The sequence below is a fragment of the Photobacterium sp. OFAV2-7 genome (assembly GCF_022347985.1).
Lineage (GTDB): Bacteria > Pseudomonadota > Gammaproteobacteria > Enterobacterales > Vibrionaceae > Photobacterium.
This window is the reverse complement of sequence record NZ_JAKRFQ010000604.1, coordinates 1-3,274: the sequence shown is the minus strand read 5'-3', so window position 1 is coordinate 3,274 and position 3,274 is coordinate 1. Positions and strand designations below refer to the sequence as shown.

Sequence of the window (3,274 nt, the reverse complement as noted above, 5' to 3'; positions counted from 1 at the left end):
GATCTTGCCTTTCTTGTTAAGGGGAACAGGCATCAGGCTCCTGCTTCAGCAAAAGCCGGAACACCGCTGTGGAAGCGGAAGCTGCTATCCGGAGTGCTAATCAGCTCGGCTTCTCTGGCACCAATCGCTTTCACTCGGACAGAGATGTCTTCGCCCGCAATCTGCTCGGCCAGTGTCAGGTAGTCCTGATAGTGGCGCGCTTCAGAGCGGAGCAGCGAGATATAGAACTTCTTCAGCTCTTTGTCCAGGTAAGGGGCCAGCTTGGCAAAGCGCTCGCAGGAACGGGCCTCGATATAGGCTCCGATGATCAGCTTGTCAATCAGGGTTGCTGGCTCGTGGGTGCGTATGATCTTCATCAGTCCCTTGGCATAGCGACCGGCGCGTAAGCTGCTGTAGGGAATATCCCGCTGTTCCATGATCTCCAGCACCTGCTCGAAGTGATGAAACTCCTCTTTGATTAACCGAACCATTTTGTCGATAAGTTCCTGGCCGTGAACGAAGCCAGGTTTGGGAACCAGCGGCGCTGACAGGCCATTTTTCTTGCCGTGGAAAGCATCCGTACAGCGTGCTTTGCCATAGACAAAGTCCTCGTAAGGCTTGGCCCACGCCAGAAGTTCCTTTCCGCTCTCTTCATCGACTGCGTATTTACGTATTAGCCACATGGCAGTCTGGCTGGCTTTCAGTTCACAGTTGCAATGGTCGACAAGGAGGGCCGTCAGGTTCTCTGGTTTTCTAGCTTCTTCAATCCAGCTCTCGGGCGTGTCGCACTGGAGAAATTGTTTGATTGGCGATAATAGCTCGTCAATCATGTGCTGAGTGTCGTTCATGGGAATTCTTGTTGAGTCTCTGATTTATCGTCGTTAGAGCTGAAATCAGCCCTTTTATGACGGGGAGTATAACAAATCAAAGCCTTGGCATAGAGCACTATAGTGTTGGAATAGAGCACTATGAGGCTAGCTAAAGGCAGTTTTTTAGACTAGATGTTAAATGAGCTACAGTGATTTGGGGCATTTGATTGCATTTAAATGATTACAGCACTAACTATTTTTATTTGGGGTTAACTAGCGTAACTTGCTGCTGTTTAGTGTTGTTGCTTTACATGTAACCACATAATTACTTAGTATACTAACAACATGTGTGTTGCTTAAATGTTGTAACACCATGCTTTCAGATAACTGAAGGACCGAAATTCGAAATAAGGACATTGTTATGCGAAAGCTTCTCGCAACATCAGTTTTACTTGCTACGGCCTCATTTAATGCCTCGGCAGGAGAGTGTGGAACAGTCACTATTGCAGATATGAACTGGAATTCAGCCACGCTGATTGCCAACGTGGATAAGTTTATTCTTCAGCATGGTTTTGATTGTGATGCCGAGTTGGTACCGGGCGACACAATGCCGACAGGTACCTCGATGATTGAGAAAGGGGAACCGGATATTGCGCCTGAGTTATGGAGTAACTCAATGAAGGCGGCACTGGACCGTGGGGTCAAGGAAGGTCGCTTGCGTTACGCCGGGGCAACGCTGTCAGACGGTGGGGAAGAAGGGTTCTGGGTGCCTGCCTACTTGGTTGAGAAAGATCCGAGCCTGGCGACTATTGCCGGTATCAAGGCAAATCGACAGTTGTTTGAACACCCGGAAGACCCTGAAAAGTCAGCCTTTATGGGATGCCCGGCAGGATGGAATTGCCAGATCACGGCCGGTAACCTGTTTCATGCCATGGAGCTGGACAAGGCCGGCTTCGAATTAATTGATCCGGGCTCGGGTGCCGGATTGTCAGGTGCCATTGCCAAAGCTTACGAGCGCAAGGAACCGTGGTTTGGCTACTACTGGGCACCGACGGCCGTATTGGGTAAATACAAGATGGTGAAGGTTGATTTTGGCAGCGGCATTGATGAAGACCATTACCGGGCCTGTATTACCAAGGAAGAATGCTTAGACCCTAAGCCGACCATGTATCCGCCGTCACCGGTTGATACAGTCGTGACCGAGAGCTTTGCCGAGCGAGCGCCTGAGGCACTGGCCTACCTGTCGTCGCGTTCATTTGGCAATCAGCAGATGAACACCTTGCTGGCTTGGATGGAAGACTATCAGGCCGACGGTGAAATCACGATGGAGCACTTCTTGACTGAGTATGAGTCAACGTGGACTCAGTGGGTGAGCCCAGAGGTCGCGAAGAAAGTGAAACAGGCCCTGTCGGAGCTTTAGTGGGTGTGTGCCCGGCTATAGGCCGGGCTTGTTGTAATCTATCGGATCTAAGTGGTTATGTCTGATCAATCTTGGTTTACCGAATTTCCGCAGCTTGACCGCCATCAGCTGTTGGAGATCCGCAAAACGCTGGATGGTGCCTATCGAGCATTTTCCCGCGAATATGGTGACAGTATCGAGGCGTTTTTTGACCCGCTGTTGTCTTTTCTTATTGGTTTTGAAAAATTATTGCTGGCCACGCCTTGGTGGTTGGTTATCGGTGTGCTTGCTGCGCTTGCCTATGTTGCCAGCCGCTCCTGGAAGCTAACAGTTGGAGTTATCGTCGCCTTTGTGCTGATTGGTGTTTTCGGGATGTGGGAGAACACCATGCGGACCATGAGTATTATTCTGGTCTCGACCCTGGTGGCAATAGGGCTCGGGGTGCCGATAGGCATTGCAATGGCACGTTCCAACCGGGTGCAGTCGGTCGTGACGCCGATGCTCGATGTCATGCAGACGATGCCGGCATTTGTTTACTTGATCCCGGTGGTGATGCTGCTCGGGATAGGCAAGATACCCGGTGTCATTGCGGTGGTGATCTATGCCATTCCGCCAGTGATCCGATTGACGAATCTTGGCATAAGGCTGGTGGATAAAGAGGTGCTGGAAGCGGCCACGGCGTTTGGTGCCAGTCCGACCCAGAGGTTGCTGGGCGTTCAGTTGCCACTGGCACTGCCCAATATTATGGCTGGTATCAACCAGACCATCATGATGGCATTGGCGATGGTGGTGATTGCTTCTATGATTGGTGTTAAAGGCTTGGGACAACCTGTTCTGAAGTCTATTACCAATCAGTATTTTACTCTAGGCCTGCTTAATGGTTTGGCGATTGTGGCGCTGGCGATCATTTTTGACCGGGTCACGCAAAGCTATGCCAAACGTACTCAGCAGCACTTAGGAGGTCACGATCATGGCTAGTAAAGAGCGCAAGACCCCGTTAATAAGGGTAAAGAATCTTTACAAGGTCTTTGGTCCCAATGCTGGAAAAGTATTGCAGCAGGTGAAAGAGGGAAAGTCCAAGGACGAC

3 protein-coding genes are annotated in these 3,274 nt (G+C 50.6%); 2 read left to right on the top strand and 1 reads right to left on the bottom strand.

Features of this window, described 5'->3' with window-relative positions; translation table 11 throughout:
* Positions 1–32: 32 nt before the first annotated feature.
* On the bottom strand, positions 33–827 hold the full coding sequence (locus MHN01_RS21575; protein WP_239413360.1) for a tRNA isopentenyl-2-thiomethyl-A-37 hydroxylase MiaE: 795 nt from the start codon (positions 825–827) through the stop codon (positions 33–35).
* A 382-nt stretch (positions 828–1,209) separates the two neighbouring features.
* On the opposite strand from MHN01_RS21575, the gene MHN01_RS21570 reads away from it, so the two are divergent.
* Positions 1,210–2,208: an ABC transporter substrate-binding protein gene (locus MHN01_RS21570; protein WP_239413359.1), complete on the top strand. Its 999-nt coding sequence runs from the start codon at positions 1,210–1,212 to the stop codon at positions 2,206–2,208.
* Between the two features lie 57 nt (positions 2,209–2,265).
* Positions 2,266–3,165, top strand: coding sequence for a proline/glycine betaine ABC transporter permease (locus tag MHN01_RS21565; RefSeq protein ID WP_075766564.1), 900 nt, complete (start codon positions 2,266–2,268; stop codon positions 3,163–3,165).
* Positions 3,166–3,274: the final 109 nt, after the last annotated feature.